At 55.7% G+C, this 18,322-nt stretch carries 14 protein-coding genes and 1 pseudogene; 4 read left to right on the forward strand and 11 right to left on the reverse strand.

From position 1 onward, the window contains the following. Positions 1-23: 23 nt before the first annotated feature. From B3759_RS01125 to B3759_RS01135, 3 genes are all read right to left on the reverse strand, one after another. Entirely contained in the window at positions 24-1,532 is a 1,509-nt protein-coding gene (locus tag B3759_RS01125; RefSeq protein WP_291363231.1) for a methyl-accepting chemotaxis protein, read from the reverse strand. A 180-nt stretch (positions 1,533-1,712) separates the two neighbouring features. Further along, positions 1,713-3,008: an NAD(P)/FAD-dependent oxidoreductase gene (locus B3759_RS01130; protein ID WP_291362846.1), complete on the reverse strand. Its 1,296-nt coding sequence runs from the start codon at positions 3,006-3,008 to the stop codon at positions 1,713-1,715. A 132-nt stretch (positions 3,009-3,140) separates the two neighbouring features. After that, positions 3,141-3,554 carry a lytic transglycosylase domain-containing protein gene (locus tag B3759_RS01135; RefSeq protein ID WP_291362848.1) on the reverse strand — a complete coding sequence of 138 codons (414 nt, stop codon included), beginning with the start codon at positions 3,552-3,554 and terminating at the stop codon, positions 3,141-3,143. Between the two features lie 140 nt (positions 3,555-3,694). Here B3759_RS01135 and gspG point away from each other — a divergent pair, with 140 nt between their 5' ends. Next, complete coding sequence (gene gspG, locus B3759_RS01140) at positions 3,695-4,123, forward strand: type II secretion system major pseudopilin GspG (protein WP_291362850.1); 429 nt, start codon at positions 3,695-3,697, stop codon at positions 4,121-4,123. Positions 4,124-4,271: 148 nt separating this feature from the next. Here gspG and B3759_RS01145 read toward each other — a convergent pair whose 3' ends face one another. From B3759_RS01145 to B3759_RS01165, 5 genes are all read right to left on the reverse strand, one after another. Beyond that, positions 4,272-7,943 (reverse strand): Hint domain-containing protein, encoded by a 3,672-nt coding sequence (locus B3759_RS01145; RefSeq protein WP_291362852.1) that lies wholly within the window; start codon positions 7,941-7,943, stop codon positions 4,272-4,274. 191 nt (positions 7,944-8,134) lie between these two features. Further along, entirely contained in the window at positions 8,135-8,659 is a 525-nt protein-coding gene (locus B3759_RS01150) for a hypothetical protein (protein ID WP_291362854.1), read from the reverse strand. 167 nt (positions 8,660-8,826) lie between these two features. Further along, positions 8,827-10,131 (reverse strand): ammonium transporter, encoded by a 1,305-nt coding sequence (locus B3759_RS01155; RefSeq protein ID WP_291363233.1) that lies wholly within the window; start codon positions 10,129-10,131, stop codon positions 8,827-8,829. 344 nt (positions 10,132-10,475) lie between these two features. Then, entirely contained in the window at positions 10,476-11,873 is a 1,398-nt protein-coding gene (gene gorA / locus B3759_RS01160; RefSeq protein WP_291362856.1) for a glutathione-disulfide reductase, read from the reverse strand. Between the two features lie 99 nt (positions 11,874-11,972). Further along, positions 11,973-12,848, reverse strand: a complete 876-nt coding sequence (locus B3759_RS01165; RefSeq protein ID WP_291362858.1) for a LysR substrate-binding domain-containing protein — start codon at positions 12,846-12,848, stop codon at positions 11,973-11,975. 75 nt (positions 12,849-12,923) lie between these two features. Between B3759_RS01165 and B3759_RS01170 the strand changes: the two genes are divergently transcribed. Further along, on the forward strand, positions 12,924-13,949 hold the full coding sequence (locus B3759_RS01170) for a YeiH family protein (RefSeq protein ID WP_291362860.1): 1,026 nt from the start codon (positions 12,924-12,926) through the stop codon (positions 13,947-13,949). A gap of 117 nt (positions 13,950-14,066) precedes the next feature. On the opposite strand, the gene B3759_RS01175 is transcribed toward B3759_RS01170, so the two are convergent. Continuing rightward, positions 14,067-14,642, reverse strand: a complete 576-nt coding sequence (locus B3759_RS01175; protein ID WP_291362862.1) for a cytochrome b — start codon at positions 14,640-14,642, stop codon at positions 14,067-14,069. Between the two features lie 190 nt (positions 14,643-14,832). Here B3759_RS01175 and B3759_RS01180 point away from each other — a divergent pair. Both B3759_RS01180 and B3759_RS01185 read left to right on the forward strand, forming a co-directional pair. Then, positions 14,833-15,528, forward strand: a pseudogene (locus B3759_RS01180) (VIT1/CCC1 transporter family protein). Continuing rightward, on the forward strand, positions 15,500-15,901 hold the full coding sequence (locus B3759_RS01185; RefSeq protein WP_291362864.1) for a hypothetical protein: 402 nt from the start codon (positions 15,500-15,502) through the stop codon (positions 15,899-15,901). Before B3759_RS01180 ends, B3759_RS01185 begins: the two are co-directional and overlap by 29 nt. A 219-nt stretch (positions 15,902-16,120) precedes the next feature. On the opposite strand, the gene B3759_RS01190 is transcribed toward B3759_RS01185, so the two are convergent. After that, positions 16,121-16,999, reverse strand: a complete 879-nt coding sequence (locus B3759_RS01190; RefSeq protein WP_099347662.1) for a ferredoxin--NADP reductase — start codon at positions 16,997-16,999, stop codon at positions 16,121-16,123. Between the two features lie 246 nt (positions 17,000-17,245). Further along, the coding region (locus tag B3759_RS01195) for a YncE family protein (protein ID WP_291362866.1) at positions 17,246-18,322 on the reverse strand (1,077 nt) is incomplete at its 5' end.

Below are 18,322 nucleotides of genomic sequence, written 5' to 3' on the forward strand. Positions count from 1 at the left end.
TATTGTCAGAGCTAATCGGAAGATCAGAAATCTTCCCAGCCATCATCAGAAACCGTATGACGAGCAGCCGCTGCCTGATTTGAAGCAGGCAAAGGAGCAGAGGCAGGACCACTCTTTACCTGTAACGACCGAGTGTTCCTCGTTGTATCACCCATATTTTTTACAAAGTTCTTGCTTACACTAAACTCTGACACCGCCTTCGCCAGATCCTGAACTTCATGAGTTAGACTGTGGCTCGCAGCCGTTGTTTCTTCGACCATCGCGGCGTTCTGCTGGGTCGCCTGATCCATTTCGCCCAACGAACCATTGATGCGACCAAGATTGTCTGCCTGCTCTTGGGCCGAAGAAGATATGGAATCAATAATTTCTGAAATAGTTTCTACATTTTCAGAAATTTTTGAAAGCGCTACACCTGTCTGACTGACAAGCGTCACACCCGTCGAGACCTGACGGCTGGAAAGAGAAATCAGTTCCTTGATATTCTTGGCGGAAACCGCTGAACGCTGTGCCAGGGAACGAACTTCCGTTGCCACCACAGCAAATCCTCGTCCCGCCTCCCCTGCACGAGCCGCTTCAACCCCGGCGTTCAATGCAAGCAGATTGGTTTGAAAAGCGATTTCATCCATCACGCCAAGAATATCGGCAACCTTGGTGGAAGATTCCTCAATTTCATGCATGGCTTTGACAGCGGACTGCACCACAGACGCAGACTCAGAAGCCTGCTCACGTGTGCCACCTGTCGCTTTACGCGCATCCATTGCATCCTGAGCCGTTTTCTGGACACGCTGTGTCAACGCATTCACAGCACTGGCGATTTCACCAAGACTTCCCGCCTGATGTTCCGTGCGACGCGCCAGATCATCAGAAGCAATTGCGATTTCTGAACAACTGTCTGCAATTGTGGATGCGCTGGAGGCTGCCCGACCAATCGTACTGGAAAATCTCTCGGCAACCATATTGAAATCTTCCCGGAACATTTCATATTCCGGAAGAAATGCTTCTGTATATCGGAAACTCAGATCGCCTGACGAAAGGCGTTTCATGCCCTTCATCAACTCTCCCACAAGCTTTTCGGTCCGTTGCTGCATCTCATTGCTTTTTGCCGCAAGCTCCTTTTGCTTGGCGGCCGCCGCCTGCGACTGTTCAAGCGCCTCCTGATGACGACGAACACTCTCCAGCGCCTGATCACGAAAACAAGTCAGAGCTTTTGCAAGACGGCCTATGCAGTCTTTGGCCTGCTGATACGGAATAATGGCATCAAGCTCTCCTGATGAAATTTCTTCTGTTGTGAGAACAATTTTTTCAAGAGGGATAGCCATCGTACGCACAAGGACATACGTCACCAGCACAAAAAACAGAAGCTGGGCTGCACTTCCAGCGACAAGGAATGAATCAGCCTTGCCAATCGCTCCCGTCTGCAGCCAGAACAGGCTTGCCCCCAACTCCATTATGGACAGAGCAATCGGAGCAGCCATGACATAGTAGATTTTCTTACGTGCTGGCGCGACGTACAGCAGCCAATGCAACGACATTTTCAGCACCCTTAAGTCAACGTTCCCACGTGGGACTTTGTTTCCTCAGGATTTTGCATTAATGCGCTAAATAAATCGTTACCGATTTTTTTATTCTCTTATTCTATCATCTCCATATTTTCATACCTGCTACAGGCAGAGACCAGATGCAGACGTCACACAACTTTCTCGGCAGATGTCTCAGACTTTCAGCTTGTCCAAAAGACCATACCACCGCCCATAAGCCAGCACTCCGAGATTCGAAAAGCGGTGGAGAGCGATTGGTTTAAGCGGTGTTACGGGAAAACCTATCTCAAGCGCAGAAGCGCCCTGCACTCTCTGCGCCAGCATGCGTCCCATTACGGTCGCCATGGCGACACCCCGACCATTATAGCCCAATGCCGCATGCACTCCCTCCGCAGGCTGATGCAAATGCGGGAAGTGGTCGGCTGTCATGCCCACCCTTCCAACCCAGACATGATCAAGACGTGGCTTGCCAACTTGCGGAAAAAGCTCATGCATGGCCTTCACAAGCGTTGCAGCGTCTTTGTAAGTGGCCTGATCGTGTGCAGGACCACGCGTTCCCATAACCAGCCGTCCATGTGCATCGACCTGACTGTACCGCAGAATACGACGCGTTTCCGAAAGCCCCTGTCCGTCTGGCAAAATGGTTTTTCTTATCTCCGGCGCCAGCGGCTCCGTTGAAACCTGAATGGAATAAGCTGGAACAACAGTTTCCTGTAACTGAGGCCACAGGCCATCCGTATAACCATTCGTCGCCAGCACAACCTGTTTGGCGATCAGGTTGCCCTGCGCTGTTCCGAGCCGCCACCGACCAGCGGAACGCAGCATGGTTTTGACAGCACTGTTAACAAAAATATCCGCTCCCTGAGAGGCGGCAGCTTTCGCCAGCCCGAAAGCATACATCAATGGCTGAATTTTCCCGCCTCGGGGATCGAGCCAGCCACCGCAATAAGTCTGCGCCCCCGTCAGATCAGCAATTCGCTTCGCATCCAGAATCTCGGTAACCGTTCCCCGGGCAGCCCATTGAGCCGCTTTGATCCGCAATTTTGCCAAAGCTTTTTCACAGTGAGCGGCCTGAATCCAGCCGTTATGGCCCGCATTACAGGTGATGCTATAACGCGCAATCAAATCGAAAACGGTATTGGCGGCACTCCCTGTGCTCCTGATCATGGCATTGCCGAGATCAGTTCCGAAATGTGCAATCAGGTCATCCGGATCATATTTCAATCCTGCGATAACCTGGCCACCGTTTCGCCCTGAAGCGTCCCAGCCAATGCCATGACTTTCCAGCACAGCGCAGCTGATACCTTTTTCCGCAAGATGGAGCGCTGTGGAAAGCCCGGTATAGCCGCCCCCCACAATCGCCACATCATAATGACGGTCGTATCCGGTCAGCTGGTCGAAAACCGGTACCTGTCCTGCAGTGTCATACCAGAGTGACGGTGGGTAGGAGTTCTGGACATCATGCTGCATATCAGCTCCGTCTTGCATCCAGAGAGCATGCGCTCTCACAGGTCAGACTGATATTACATGTTTTTTCATTCCATGCACGGAATGGAGAACTTCAATCCATCATACATTCATGAGCATATAATATTAGAAAAATCAGTCACTTGCCTGCGCTGAAAACAGCTTCCGCGCCTGCTCCATGACTTTTTTCTGATAGGCCTGATTCAACATGGGCGTATGTGAATGATAATTGCCCACCGCCTTCATCAGATCCCCGTGCGTTTCATTCAGATATGTTCGCATGATCATGGCGGACGCAGCGATATTGAAACATCCATCCGACACCAGACGCGCCGCCACCTGAACAGCAGGCATGCGGGTCAGCTCTGTGATCGGCTGTATCCATCGGGTGTTGATCTGCATGAGCCCCATATCCGAGGAGCCGTCCTTGTTGTGGCTAACCACACCATTCGCGCCTCGTTCCACCTCCCATATGGTGGGCAGGACACGGGGAGGAATGTCATAGCGGATTGCAGCGGCAACCATACACGCAAGCAAAGGGGCGGGCATGAAGACCTTTCCTGAGATAGGCCACAGCAAACGCTCACGGCCTAAATTTCATTTTTCTTTAATATACTGACGCTGTTCCGAAGATAGCGAGTGCGTCTACTAACGCATCATGATCGAACAGTGAAAGCTCTGGCACAAAAATGTCACACGTTGAAAACCATGCCGACCGGGATGATGCCGGCTTCACCCTTCTGGAAATTCTGGTCGTTCTGGCGATACTCGGACTTCTTGTCGGACTTGTAGCCCCTGCCGCCCTGCGCCAACTCGGCGGAGCCAGACTGTCTGTCGCCCAGCAATCCATAGCCCGCATCGGGACGGTCCTCGACATGTACAAACTGGATGCCGGTAGCTATCCCTCAACGGAAGACGGTCTGGATGCTTTAATCCATCGCCCGTCCGGCGCTGAAAACTGGAATGGCCCCTATCTGAAAGGTGGAACCGTTCCGCTGGATCCGTGGAAACACCCTTACACCTATCGTGCGCCCTCAGATCGCGAAGGCAAGGATTACGATCTGTGTTCGCAGGGTCCGAAAGAAGGCGATCACAGTGGAGAAATCTGCAACCCGTAAGCGAGTGCATTAGGTGCGCTTACGAAGAATACTCAGGTCGTAGCACGCTGTGATTGCATTTTAAAATGCAAATGCCGTTTTTCCCTGTTCGGGAAAAAACGGCATGAAGCAAACAGACAGTGATGAACGTATCAGACGACTGCAGGCTTTAACCAGCCATGCTGATGGCTTCCGAAGGCACGAACTTCACCCCCAAAGCCTGACCGAAGCAGCGATCGACATTTTCCACGGAAAACTGTTCACGGATCAGACCCAGTTCCGTACGCCCAAGTTCATCCGATGTTTCGGGTTCATCATGGAGCCGAAGAATCTGCTCCGCAATTCCCTCGACACTGTTCTGCACCAGCCCCTTCAACCGGCCCGGCAATACCAGACCTTCCGCAGAGACTTCACTCATCACACAAGGAATGCCCGCAGCAAAAGCCGACAGAACCACACCGTCAACGCCCGCTCCGAAATTCAGCGGAACAACACCGGCAAGAACCTGCGGGAAAAGAGCTTTCGTCGGGTTATCAACTCCTCCCAGAATCTCAACACCACCACAACCTGGTTCGACAGGCATTGCGAGTGTGCTGACAGCTTTTCCCTGACCGGGACCTGCCAGAAGACACTTGATATCCGGACGGCGCGCCCAAACCAGCGGCATGATCTCACGCACCAGCAGAACGGCAGCATCCAGACTATCCGCCCGGTCGTAATAACCAAAGAAAGCGACGCCGGATCGCGTTGAGGAAGGCTGCTCCACCGCTTCAGGCTGCATTTCCCATGGAACGACATGAACATTCAGCGCCGGCACGAGATGCTGAAGACGGTTTGCTTCGAGCTGCGAATGCACAATGACCTGATCGCAAAGAAGCGCTGAGGTGACCTCATATGTACGCATTCTTCCGATTGCGCGCAGCAAGTCCACACGTGCTTCTGTTTCAGCCTGCCGTTCCAGACGGAGATACTGAAGCTCCCGCATGCCATACACCACAGTCGCCCGCCCCATGTAACGACGCGCCAGACCGGCATAGGAAGACGCCGCATTCAGTCCCCGCAGATACACCAGATCAAAGCAGCCAGCCTGTCGGCGCAGCACTTCTTCCGGCGACGCGTAAAGCGGAGCTCGGGCGATAGAAATACCGTCTGCTTCAAGGAGTGTTTCTGTTTCCGGCACTCCTGCGTGGTCTACCGTCGAGACCGTTACGTCATACCCCAATCGGGCAAGTGACCGGATATGGGACAGAAGCGGAGCGGCATCAGGATCATGCCCAATACGCGGCATCGCCTCACAGATCACCAGCGCCCGTCGCATTACCGGCATGTCCGCCGCCGCCCGACCGGCCAGCCGCCGCTCATGATGAAGAGCCGCCCGCTCCTCCCGTTGTCCGTCCAGATCTGCCTCCTTCTGACGAAGATGGGCAGCCTGTTCAAGAATGAACGAGAGTGCTTTCCGCCGCTCGGTTGAGGAGGAAAGATCTTTCACGGCACGTCCAATGACATTACGCAATGCGCCGTCAAACTGCTCTGGCACTGAAAGCTGTGCAGGCGAACCGGGCACATGAACATCTGTGCCACTGTATAGAACCTCGACTGTATGCGCCGTCTTCCAGTCAAGCGGCTCTTTCAGCATCATCCTGAAGCCGGACCAGCCATTCCCCATTCCCGCCGGGATGAGATCAGCCCGATAATTGACGGCAGGCACTGTGCCGACACGTTTCCCGTCAATGCAGATATCCAGACTGGCTTTTTCCCACGGACGCTTTTCGTTCCAGATCCAGCCGCCGATGCAAGTATGGGAAACGTGATCGATCCCTCCGCGATAGTCAGCAGGATCGAAGGGAGCTTTACGTTTTCCATCTGTCTGTTGGGTGGGCGACACTTCTTCTGGTGTTTCCGGCAGGACACCCGGAAACAGATGAAGACCATCCTCTGCGCGTCTTATGATCACATCACGCGACGCCACTGCCTGCGGATAAACCGTTTCAAAATAATGGCGCTTTTCCGAACCGTTTTCAGTCGGGACAATCTGCCCTTCCTCAGTCATGAGGTGTGCGACTACCTCGCCATCAAGAACCAACTCGACAGCAAAAGGCTTCGCCTCAGCAAGCCCGGCAAACCATCCGGAAATGCCATGAATGCTCGCAGCGGCAATCCCACCCGACAGATGCTGCGTTTTCAACGCCTGCGCCCGGGCGTTGATGCGCTGCCAGATTGCAACCAGCGCTTCTCCCTCTTCGACACGAGGAGCACAGTGAACCGCTTCCGTCGTTACAGCATCAGGATAACGCGTGTAGAATTCAGCAGCATTGTGAAAAATGCCACGACCGCCATCTTCAACATAGCTTTCCGAGGGCGCGCCTTCCGCCAGCAGAAGATCATGTGTGTCCAGCTCAATGTTGAAATAGTCGATCTGTTCATTCAACTCGCACTGAACGACTGTCTCACCGTTGATAAGTGAGCTGGCAGCGACAAGCACGCCATCCAGATACATGGCGTGTAGAGGCGAGACTTTCAGATCACGACGCGGCACATTGTCGGCAAGGGCATTGGCCTTGATGAGAATAGGCAGAAGACCACGATTGTTACTCACAAACTCGGCGGCATAACTGCGATAGCCAATCCAGCGGATCTTTTTCAGCGCGCCTGATGCAACGCGCACCATATCGCCAATTTTCAGCTGCTCGACCGGAACCTCACCATCTTTCGTGGCGATCAATGTACCGGGGCAGTAGCAGGCGGCATAATTCACACCTGTTCCGTTTACGCCCTGCACCAGACTGAATTCGTCTGGTGTGATGGTCCCCGCAGTGCCGGCAAAAGAAAAAGCCTGCGTGACGGCGTTACCATCCGAATCATATCCGGAAACGGTAAGAGTATCGCCTGAGACTGAATAGGTTGTCTGCTGAGCACCAGAGGCTGAATATGAAATGGTATCAAGCTGAATGTCAGCCCCACTATACAGTGTCAGACCGGTAACGGTGATACCCGCGTCTTTCATCTCCAGCGTGCCACCGCTGAGGACGGTCACATCGGATACTGTTGTAGTGGAACCGACGGCGCTGGTCGCTTCCAGCGTGCCTCCATTGGAAATCGTGGCTCCTGACAGAAAAGCCCCACCCTCGACCTGCAAGACACCGCCACTACTGACCGTCGTACTCGTCGCAGAACCGCCTTCCTGAATGTCCTGAACACCACCATTCGTCAGGATCGTGTCGGTGGCGGACCCGTTACTGCCGATCTGCTGATTACCATATTTCGTGACGAGAGTGTGCGAGGCATAACCGCCTGCATTAATATTCTGACCGCCACCATAGGAAGTATCATCAGCGCTATCACCGATGACTGTCGTGGAAATCGCCGTGCCACCATTACCAATATCCTGCGTACCCAGTTGCAGTGTAGCGCCCACCGCACTGCCACCTGTCTGGAGCGACTGATCGGCGTTTGCCTGCACGGTCGCGCCGGAATCGATACCATAAAGAACTTCCGTAACACCGGAAACAAGCGTCATGTTGCTGGCAACAGCGCCACTGGATACCATTACCTGAGAGGCAGAGACCGTTACGTCCTTGACCAGACCACCCGCATAAACCGAGAAAATACCGCCTGAAGAAACAACGCCCCCGCTGACGATTCCTTGTGTTCCCAACGGGTCAGATGTATCGGCCTGTTTACCGATAGTGACTTTAGCTCCACTCAGAACCGCAATGGAGGAGATCACGCCACCGGATGAGACGAACAGCGTCCCTCCATTCTCAACCGTGACCGTATCTGCAGGCGAGTTAGAGGATGTTATGCTCGTTACACCCGGTCCGGTGACATTCATGTCGGTCATCTTTTTCCCCAGTCACAGCGCAACCTTTTGATTGCACTCAAAAAGAAATTCTCTGGGGTCCAATTATTGGTTCGAATAGCTAATTTTTTGGATACATCCCTTTCCAAGTCCTTAAAAAAACAAGGACAAAAAGCAGAAAGCCGCCCCATTCCGTAGGGCGGCTTCCTTATAAAGCGTCTAATAAGAGAGACTTATTCGCCCTTCAGACGCTTCGTGCAAACACTGTAATAACCGCCACCTTTCTGAATCCAGGTCAGGCCACCATTGCCGCCGGAGGCTTTGTTCGCGTGATACTGGTCCAGACAGGTCTTCATACGGGCCTTGCCAGCGGACAGGGAGGAGTATTTGGAGGAGACCTTGCTGGGAAACACGGCATTTCCTGTATAGGTCGAAGCCTTGGATGCGGCTTTGGCCTTGCTTTCGGGCTTGTTCTCGGCGGCTGCTTCGGTAGCCGGAGTCGTTGCGGGCGCAGCCGCCTCGCCTTCCGTCTTCTCCTCGGGCTCGGACTCAGCACCGGCACACTGCGCCGCCTTGAAGTCCTTGTAACTCTGGCCAGCCAGTGTGCCGCCTTCCTTGGCGGCCTTGAATTTCGCGTGGCACTCCTTGGCCGTCACGGCGGCCTGCGCCTGACCCGGCAGCGCCACAGACCACGTTGCACCTGCCACCAGCAGCGCAAGCGAAGCAGTCATCGTACGAACGGAACGATTGAAGCCCATCGGCTATCCTTACATCACAAATTTGACGGTGATACCGCACCTATGCGGCACAGCATCCGCCCTCACAAGAAACCAGAACGGCCTATCATACAAGCCTGCCCGCCTGAACGAAAAAGGGGCGGATCAACCGACCCGCCCCTTCCGCAAAATGTATGCTCGCTCAGGGATCAGTTGATACGCTCGCCATGCAGCGCAACGTCCAGACCTTCCTGCTCAGCCTCCGTGGAGACGCGCAGACCGACCACAAGGTCAACAACCTTCAGCAGGATGAACGTCATGATGCCACACCAGACAATCGTCACGCCAACGGCCTCGGCCTGAACCAGAAGCTGATGCAAGGAACCCGATGTTCCTTCCGGGCTTGCGTCCGTCGCGGACAGGGGACCATAGGCGAAGATACCTGTCAGCAGAGCGCCAACGATACCGCCGACACCATGCACACCAAAGGCATCGAGGCTGTCGTCATATCCCATCATGTGCTTGAGGGACGTTGCACCCCAGTAGCAGACGACACCGGTGATCAGACCGATGGCCAGAGCACCACCCGGCAGCACGAAGCCCGCAGCTGGCGTAATGGCGACAAGACCACCGACCGCGCCGGAAATGATGCCAAGAACCGTCGGCTTACCGGTGCGGAACCACTCGGCAACCATCCAGGACACACCGGCCGCAGCAGCTGCGATCTGTGTGGTGGCCATCGCCATACCCGCACGACCGTTAGCGCCGACAGCGGAACCTGCGTTGAAGCCGAACCAGCCAACCCACAGCAGGGATGCACCAATAACTGCGTAGGTCAGGTTGAACGGCGCAAGGTCTTCCGTGCCATACCCACGACGCTTGCCGAGGACCAGCGCACACACCAGACCGGCGACACCCGCGTTAATATGGACGACCGTACCACCGGCGAAGTCCAGCGTGCCCATGCCAGCAAGCCAGCCAAGCGGGCTCCAGACCCAGTGAGCAACGGGAGCGTAGACGATCAGCGACCACAGGATGCTGAACAGGCATACCGCCGAGAACTTCATGCGCTCAGCATAGGCGCCAGCGATAAGAGCCGGCGTGATGATGGCGAAGGTCATCTGGAACATCATGAAGATGCTCTCAGGGATCGTCATGGTCGAAGCGGAATCCGTGCCAGCACCGATCGTGAAGGGAACGTCCGCTCCCTTGCTGATATGCTCGCCCAGCGTCGCAAGAAACGCTTTGGACAGGCCGCCTACATAGGGCGTGCCATTCGAGAAGGCGAGTGAGTAACCCGCCACCATCCAGACAATGGTGATGATACAGCAGATGGCGAAGCTCTGCATGAGCGTCGCCAGAACGTTCTTCTTGCGAACCATTCCGGCATAGAACAGGCCAAGGCCCGGAATGGTCATCATCAATACCAGCGCCGTGCTGATGAGCATCCAGGCTGTATCACCGGTGTCGATGCTGGGAGCCGGTGCCGCGGCCTCCTGGGCAAAAGCCGGCATAGCGGCGAACAGCCCGACTGTACCAGCAGAAACAGCAGCCAGAACCCCGGAGAAGCGGGATTTCAGCGGCCCATCCACCTCACCCTGCCGATACGGGGCATGCCCCGCGAACGAGGAAAACTGAATATTCATAAACGCTCGCTGCCCCCTGCCTCATTCACGTCTGATCGTTGCCGTATGGCCGTCGCACAAGGCCCGCGGGGACACCCTGACGACGACACATACCTCAAGACGCCCATCTCATGATGAGATGACACTGATCTTACCTATACGTAGCTTATTCGTAACGAATTACTCAAGCCCGTCAATCGGGAAAGAATGCGCCTTCAAGCAGGAAAAATCCGTCAATCTCCGGTCACGCGCGTCCGCGTGCGCATGGTGACAAACTCTTCGGCGGAGGAAGGATGAATGCCGATCGTGCGGTCAAAATCCGCCTTTCTCAAGCCAGCCGTCACGGCAATGGCCAGACCCTGCATCAGTTCCGGCGCATCTTCCCCCAGCATGTGCGCGCCGACGACCTTCTGGGTTCCCTGATCGACAACCAGCTTCATTAGCGTACGCCGCTCGCGACCGCTCAGCGTGTGACGCATTGGACGGAACTTCGAAACATAGACATCCACCGCGCCTTTTTCCGCTGCTTCGGCCTCTGACAGGCCGACACTGGCGAGCGGCGGCGTGAAGAAGACGGCTTTCGGCGTGGTCTCGAACGACCATTCACGGGAACGATCCGCAAACAGCCTGTCGGCAAGGATATGTCCCTCGGCAATGGCGACAGGCGTCAGATTGAGATGATTCGTCACGTCCCCAATCGCGAACACACCGGGTTCGGCGGTCTCGAAGTGACGATCGACCTCAATCCGCCCCTCTTCCGTGCGGCGGACGCGCGTGTTTTCAAGCCCGAGCTTCTGACTCTTCGGGTGGCGTCCTGTGGCCATCAGCACACAATCAACAGTCAGTTCCGTGCCGTTATCCAGTATGACGACCAGCGCCTCGCCTTCCTTGCGGATACGCTGCGGGCTGGCCTGTGTGTGCTGGATCACGCCGCGCTGGTTGATGGCCTCATGCAGTGCTTCACGGAGGTCTTCATCGAATCCGCGCAGAGGAAGCGCCTGACGGTAGACCAGATCAACCTTTGCCCCGAGCCCTGCGAAGATTCCGGCGAACTCGATACCGATATAACCGCTGCCGATGATGCAGACACGCTTGGGCATCTCTTTCAGACCGAACACTTCATCAGAGGTGATGGCCAGATCGGACCCGACGATTTCAAGCTTTGAAGGGGTCGATCCTGTCGCAATGACGATCCGCTTCGCCGTGATGCGTTCCGGCTTTGCTGCCGGGTCCAGTTCCGACGGTGTGACGAGAATGGTGTGCGCATCCTCGAAGCTGGCGAAACCTGTGAGCAGTTTCACACCGGCCTTTTCCAGCATCGACACATAAATGCCGTTGAGACGTGAGATTTCCTTGTCCTTGGCGGCAATCAGCTTGCCCCAGTCGAACGCGCCTTCCTGTGTATTCCAGCCAAATCCGTGACTATCTTCGACATAGTCACCGTATTCACTGGCCTGCACCATCAGCTTCTTCGGCACGCAGCCCAGATTGACGCAGGTGCCACCCCAATGGCGACTTTCCACCACCGCAACCTTGGTCCCATGTCCCGCCGCAATGCGTGCGCAGCGGACACCGCCCGATCCCGCGCCGATGACCAGCAGGTCAACGTCGTACGATGTATTCTCGGGCATGCGGTCCACTCCATTCGGTTTCATCAAACTGTTGGCCCGAAAATGCCTTGAGTGGGCACAGGAAACAACCACCCCGCATGCAACCGCTCCCGATGACGGTCAGAGCATGTCCACAAACGCCTGCGCGGCGCTACTCAGCGGGCGCTCGCGATGACGCAACATGTGGAAAGTACGTTTCTCAAGCGTGCAGTCCAACGCCTCGACCAGTCCAGCACGCACGCGCGACGCCGCAGCCAGATCGGAAACGGCCGAAATCAGACCGCCGCTTGCAACGCCTTCCAGAACCGCCTCGTTGGATGGCAGCACCAACCGGATATCCAGATCGGTCAGCGCGATCTGGAAAATACTTTTCAGACAGTGGGCGAGATGATCACGCGTGCCGGAGCCTTCCTCACGCAGCACCCAATGTGTCCGAAGCAGTTCCTCCCGTTCCACAGGATGCCCCACCAGAAGATGACCGGGAGCGGCGTAGAGACGAAAATCATCACCGCCCACAGGCTGCTTATGCAATGAGAAGGCCTTGTCGATCCTGCCTTCCACAAAACCGAGATCGGCTTCACCATCCATAACGGCAATCGCAGCCTGCGCCGTATTGCTGACGCGAAGATCCAGCCTGACGCTTGGATAGCGTGCGGCAAACCAGGTCAGAAAACCTGGCAGCCAGTAGGTCGCGACGGTCTGGCTGGCGGCAATGCGAAGTTCGCCACGCACCAGCCCTGACAGATCATCCAGCACCTGCACGGCTTCTGCGGCTTTGGCCAGAACGCTGCGAGCGGCTGGCAGAAACGCCCTCCCCGCCTCATTCAGTTCAAGACCACGACCAATGCGGTGGAACAGACGCGTTGCGTGCCGTTCCTCCAGAGCCGCAATGGCGGCGCTGACAGCAGGTTGCGACAGGTGAAGTCTTTCAGCCGTCGCCCGCATGTTCAGCAATTCCGCGACCGTCACAAAGATACGAAGCTGTTCGAGCGTCATTCAATAGATTTCCCTTATTGAAATGACTACATCAATCCATTGGATTTGTCATTCATGCAGAGCGATCCTCGCAGCATGAAACGGATACCTCGCTTTTTTCGCGTCTTTCCCGGACTCCTGCTCAGCGTAGCTGTAGCCGGAAGCGCCATGCTGCTCGAACAAGCCGAACGGTCTTTCACAGGTGGCGCCTGGGTCGAGAGCCTTGTGCTGGCCATTCTGGTGGGAACCATCCTGCGCACCTTGTGGAAACCTCCGACATCCTTTGAAAGCGGCATCCATTTCTCCGCTCACACTCTGCTGGAAGCAGCCGTCGCCCTGATGGGCGCTGCGGTCAGTGTCGAAATGGTCATGGAAGCCGGGCCCATTCTTGTTCTGGGTATTGTGGGAACCGTTGGTATTGCAATCGGAACCGGCATTCTGCTGGGTCGCGCCTTTGGCCTGCCTTCCAAACTGGCGGTGCTGATCGCCTGCGGGAACGCAATCTGCGGCAACTCCGCCATTGCCGCAGTCGCCGCCGCTATCGACGCGGACAGTGATGAAGCCGCGACCGCCGTGGCCTTCACCGCCGTGCTGGGTATTCTGGTGGTTCTGTTTCTGCCCTTGCTGGCTCACACTCTTCATCTGACACAGACCGCCGGTGGCGTGCTTGCGGGTCTGACCGTCTATGCCGTGCCGCAGGTGCTTGCCGCTGCCGGTCCAATGGGCGCGACGGCGGTACAGATCGGCACGCTGGTCAAACTGGTCCGTGTGCTGATGCTCGGGCCGGTGGTCGCTGTGAGTTCGCTGATCTACGCCCGGCAACTTCCGGTATGCGATGCCAAGCCCCGCTCCTGCCTGAGCCGGTTTCTTCCACCGTTCATCGTTATTTTCATGGGACTGATGGCGGCCCGTTCGCTGGATCTGGTGCCGTATGTTCTGCTTGCCCCGCTTCACACGATGAGCGGCCTGTTCACACTTGTCGCCATGGCGGCGCTTGGGCTGGGTGTTGACCTGCGGAACGTGCTGGCGGCGGGGCCGCGTGTGGTGGCGGTTGTTACTCTGTCGCTGGCGGTATTGGGAGGCGTGGCTCTCCTGGTTGCTGGGATGTGTTGTCAAGGATGAGAGGTAGAGGAAGTGAATTACCTAATTTCATAATGGCAGCGGAAAAAGCTGAATTTGCTGGCGATCCCGCAGCATAATTCTGCCCAATCATGAAAACCACATAGCCCCCTGATGGCCTTACTGACGGGGTAAGAAATCCTGAGGCAGCATACGTCCAAGCACTTTGTCTTTCAGAACGAATTGATGAAAAAGTGCTGCCGTGCCATGGCCTATCGCGAGGCCCATAATCAGCCAGGCGTTCCAGTAATGGAGTGTCTGAATCGATGTCACGGTTTCCGCCGGGAACCGCGTGAATGGGGACGGAATCAGAAAACCGAAAAAACTCATTGTCTGTCCAGCTCCCCATCGCCAGAGATAGCCCAGCAAGATTTCCGCCAGAAGCAGCGCATAGAGCGCATACTCTACTCCAAGGGCGAATACCCGATCCATAGGTCGGAGAAGGTTCGACAGATGCCGCCCTTTCGTCAGACGCCAGACAATGCGGAACGCCATGATCACCGTTAGCAGAATACCGGAGGTCAGATGCGCAACGACCATCAGATGATGGACGGGTTTTGCTGGCCAACTCCAAGTTTCACCCAAGGCGAATTGAAAGAACACCAGAAAGGCCGTTATCCAATGAAGGATGATTGTCGGCTTGTCGTAGCACTGCGGGCTTTCCGCGATGTCCGGTGTTGAATAAGGCATATGCATTCCGGCAAAAAAGAACTCTGAATCTTCTTTCGTACCATACTTACCTGACTGGAATCTGAACAGAACAGATTTTATTAAAATACAAAACACATTGAAAATAACTCGCAACATCAGAATAAAATACCTGTTGACTTGGCAAGATATGCCCCTTAACCTTGATTTGTATTTATCTGAAGCAACAGGTTATCTTATGTCTCGCCTCCATCTACTGACAGAACGTCACGCCGTCGAAAAACTCGGATGACTACGTGCGGCCGTTCTTGGCGCCAATGACGGAACGCTTTCGACAGGTAGCCTCATCGTCGGCGTTGCCAGTTCTCATGCGACACACGGCAGCATTCTTATCGCGGGACTGTCCGCGCTTGTTGCGGGAGCCCTGTCTATGGCGGCAGGCGAATATGTCTCGGTCAGTTCCCAGGCGGATTCCGAACACGCCGACATCGCTCGCGAAAAACAGGAACTGGTCATGGACTGGGATGGGGAAGTCACGGAGCTTGCCGATATCTATCAGAAACGAGGGCTGGATGAAGACCTCTCACGCAAGGTTGCCATCGCCCTCATGAAACATGAGGCTCTCGGGGCGCATGCAAGAGATGAACTGGGGCTGTCCGAGGCTACTGCGGCACGCCCCCTACAGGCAGCATTTGCTTCGGCAATCGCCTTTTCATCTGGAGCATTACTGCCCGTGCTGGCGGCTATTCTGACCCCTCTGGCATGGGTGTCCTGGGGCGTGTCCCTCACGTCCGTCGTGGCTCTCGCTGTTCTGGGCGTCGTCGGTGCAATTGCCGGTGGAGCGGCACCCATGCGTCCAGCACTCCGCGTAACGTTTTGGGGTGTTGTTGCGATGATTGTCACAAGTGGAATTGGCCGCCTGTTTGGCGCGTGACACTGCTGCATTGCCGGTAATGGACACGCTGCATATTCCTGCGTGTGGTCAATTAGGCTTACGGCGTGTCGTCAGTTACCGCCTGAGGCATGTGCCAGCTTTTCAGCGGCCCTCGAACGCTTCTATGAATTCTTTATCAGAAGTGCTGCAAGAAGCAGAAAAATTTTCCACTGATCTATTCGATAAGATGCTCAAGACTATGGCGCAGCAATCAGAAAGACAGTTTGGAGCTTTTCTGATGCTATATCTCTTGAATTTCAATGAGCCCTATAAAGAAAACCCAAAGATAAGAACATTTGGAAACAACACATACATAAGGGAGAGATACCACAAAATGATGAATCTACTAAATTCTGCTCTTGGTATACGATGAGATAAACAAGGTTTACCAAAGCATATCAGAAAAAGGCGATAATTTTTGCTTAAAAGAAGCCACTATGGAAATAGTCGTCAGTCGTGGAAAAATATTACCAAAAGATATCCGTGTCGCAACGGTTGGTGAGTCAGGTATTTTTCCTTTGTGTTATAAAAACAAAAAGGCCCCGAACAATCCGCCCGGAGCCTTTCCTCAAACCAGCAATGCCAGCGCGTGTTACCGCTCGGCGAACGCCTTTTCGACAACATAAGCACCCGGCTTGGAGTTATTGCCCTCGTCAAAACCACGTGCCTCAAGCATCTTTTCTGTATCAGCCAGCATTTCCGGCGAACCGCAGATCATCACGCGATCCAGCTCCGGATCGAACGGCGGCAGGTTGAGATCCTTGAAGATCTTGCCGTTCTCGATCAGCGTCGTGATGCGGTCAGTGACTTCAAAGTCTTCACGCGTTACGGCCGGGTAGTAACGCAGCTTGCCCGCAATCATCTCGCCGAGGAATTCGTGCTCGGGGAGTTCGTGACGGATGTGATTAAAGTAGGCCAACTCACCCGAGATACGCACGGTATGCGTCAGGATGACGTTCTCGTAGCGCTCGTAGCACTCCGGGTCCTTGATCAGGCTCATAAACGGCGCAAGGCCGGTGCCCGTGGACAGGAAGTAGAGGTTACGACCCGGACGCAGGTTGTCGAGCAGCAGTGTGCCGACGGGCTTGCGACCAATAAGGACCGTGTCACCCACCTTCACATGACGCAGACGCGAGGTCAGCGGACCATCCGGCACAGCGATGGAGAGAAACTCCATGTGCTCTTCATAGTTCGGCGAGGCGATGGAGTAGGCGCGCAGCAGCGGCTTGCCGTCCACTTCCATGCCGATCATCGTGAACTGGCCGTTTTCGAAGCGCAGGGCCTGATCGCGTGTGGTGGTGAAGCTGAACAGGCGGTCGGTCCAGTGATGAACCGTCAGCACCTTGGCCGGGAACAGATGACCGTATTCCTTCTCCGGAGGCGCAAGGTGCCACACACCTTCCTGTCCTTCGACCGGCAGAAGACCGGAAGGAGCTTCTTCAGGGGAAACGCGTGGCAGAATATCGGACATAAGCCGGAGTTCTCCGTATCGGCAGCGGTGCGCATGTCCGGTTCCGCCTCCATTAAGGACGCAGAACCAGTCAGGCGAAGCCACCGCCGGGTTGCTGACGAATTTTGGGAGGGGGTTTTAAGTGGAAGCGGCGCTTTGCACCAGAAATAATTTACAACGTCTGAATTGATCCACAGGAAACCCTGTCATTCCAGCCGCTTGCAAGGTGGTTCCAGCGGGCGAAAACCCGCCGGAACCTGATGAACCTCAGCGCATAATGCCTGTATGACCCACGGAATACCGGCCCGGCTGCGGCCAGACGGCCAGACCGTGCGGCTCGGCGCCCACAGGAATGCTGGTCATCGCACCGGTTGCCGTGTCGATGGCATAGACCACATCGTCAAAACGACCTGACAGCCAGAGCAGCTTGCCGTCTTCGCTGACATTGCCCATGTCGGGGCTACCGCCACCAGGGATTGGCCAGGTCTTCACAACCTGATTGGTCGCGAAATCGATGACGGAGACGCTGCCTTCCTTGCTGTGACGCGGACCATGCACCTTGTGGGAGCCGCGGTTCGCCACATACATGAACTTCGCATCGCGGCTCGGGTAGATGCCGTGCGTGCCGACACCCGTCGGAATGAAGCCGGTTTCCTTGAACGTGTCGCCATCGACGATGAACACGCCATCAGCATGCATGTCGGCCACATAGAAGGTCTTGCCGTTCGGAGCCGTCAGGATGTCCTGCGGCATGCCACCCTTGGACAGCTTCAGATAGCCGATCAACTGGCGGTTGACCGTGTCCACCTTGGCCAGCATGCCACCGAACTCGCAGGTGAAGATCGCATAGCGCCCGTCGATGGAGAAACCGGCATGATTGATGCCACGGCACTCCGGCGCTTCCACAGAACCCTGCATCTGCATGCTGTGCGGATCACGAAAGTCGAGGCGCTTGCGGGCTTCCGCCACGACAATCGCCGACTTGCCGTCGGGCGTGAAATACATGTTGTAAGGGTCATCAACCGGAATCGGTGCGCCCGGCTTGCCTGTGCGGGGATCGATCGGCGTCAGGCTGCCAGCAGTTGTCCCTTCGGCGTTGTTCGTCGCCCAGAGCGTGCGCAGATCCCATGACGGCACGACGTGCTGCGGGCTTTTGCCGACCGGGAAACGGTCCACTACCTTCATCGTCGCGGGGTCGATGACATACACATCGTTGGACCGCAGATTCGGCACGTAAATGCGGGCCGGGTCTTTCGCCACTTCCGGATTGACGTTTCCGGGACGGGCCTCGGAATAGATGTTGCTGGCGTCGATCACCGGAGGCATGCCGGGGATGGTCTGCAC

Origin of the sequence: Acetobacter sp. UBA5411, from assembly GCF_002409645.1 — a bacterium.
Taxonomy (GTDB): Bacteria; Pseudomonadota; Alphaproteobacteria; order Acetobacterales; family Acetobacteraceae; genus Acetobacter.